Origin of the sequence: Protofrankia sp. Cas4, from assembly GCF_963555915.1 — a bacterium.
Lineage (GTDB): Bacteria > Actinomycetota > Actinomycetes > Frankiales > Frankiaceae > Protofrankia.
Map to the genome: position 1 here is coordinate 5,357 of NZ_CAUVXL010000207.1, position 1,198 is coordinate 6,554.

At 71.4% G+C, this 1,198-nt stretch carries 1 protein-coding gene; it reads left to right on the forward strand.

The window, feature by feature from the left end; genetic code table 11:
• On the forward strand, positions 1–1,198 hold a 1,198-nt coding region (locus tag U9979_RS18990), incomplete at both ends, for a tetratricopeptide repeat protein (protein WP_322780447.1).

The window sequence follows — 1,198 nt, forward strand, 5'->3', positions numbered from 1 at the left end:
CCGCCGTGACCGGGACACGGTGGACGTGCACCGGCTGGTGCAGGCCGCGACCCGCCGGGCCATGAGCGGTGAGGTACGACAGGTGCGGGCCGGCACCCTGATCCGGCTGCTGCGTGGCATTCTGCCCGAAGACATCATCCGGAACCTGGACGCCTGGCCGGTATGGCGGGTTTATCTGCCTCACGTCAGCGCCGTGCTCGGGCACACCGATGCCGATGCCACCGACGATGGTCTGTTCTGGCTGTGTGACCGGACCGGAACCTACCTGCACGAACACGGCCAGCCGGCCGCGGCGCTGCCGCTGTACACACGGGCGCTGGCGATCAACGAGGCCGTCTACGGCCCCGACCACCCCGCCGTCGCCCGCGACCTGAACAACCAGGCAGAAGCGCTGGCCACCTTGGGGCGGGCCACCGACGCGCTGCCGCTGTTGCAGCGGGCGTTGGCGATCGACGAGGCCGTCTACGGCCCCGACCACCCCGACGTCGCCATCGACCTGAACAACCAGGCAGAAGCGCTGGCCACCTTGGGGCGGGCCACCGACGCGCTGCCGCTGTACACACGGGCGCTGGCGATCGACGAGGCCGTCTACGGCCCCAACCACCCCGACGTCGCCATCGACCTGAACAACCAGGCGTTGGCGCTGTACACCTTGGGGCGGGCCACCGACGCGCTGCCGCTGTTGCAGCGGGCGTTGGCGATCCACGAGACGGTCTACGGCCCCGACCATCCCGCCGTCGCCCGCGGCCTGAACAACCAGGCAGAAGCGCTGGCCACCTTGGGGCGGGCCACCGACGCGCTGCCGCTGTACGCACGGGCGCTGGCGATCAATGAGGCCGCCTACGGCCCCGACCACCCCAACGTCGCCACCGACCTGAACAACCAGGCAGAAGCGCTGCGAACCTTGGGGCGGGCCACCGACGCGCTGCCGCTGTACGCACGGGCGCTGGCGATCCACGAGGCCGTCTACGGCCCCGACCATCCCGCCGTCGCCCGCGGCCTGAACAACCAGGCGTTGGCGCTGTACACCTTGGGGCGGGCCACCGACGCGTTGCCGCTGTACGCACGGGCGCTGGCGATCGACGAGGCCGCCTACGGCCCCGACCATCCCGACGTCGCCCGCGACCTGAACAACCAGGCAGAAGCGCTGCGAACCTTGGGGCGGGCCACCGACGCGCTGCCGCTGTACGCACGGGCA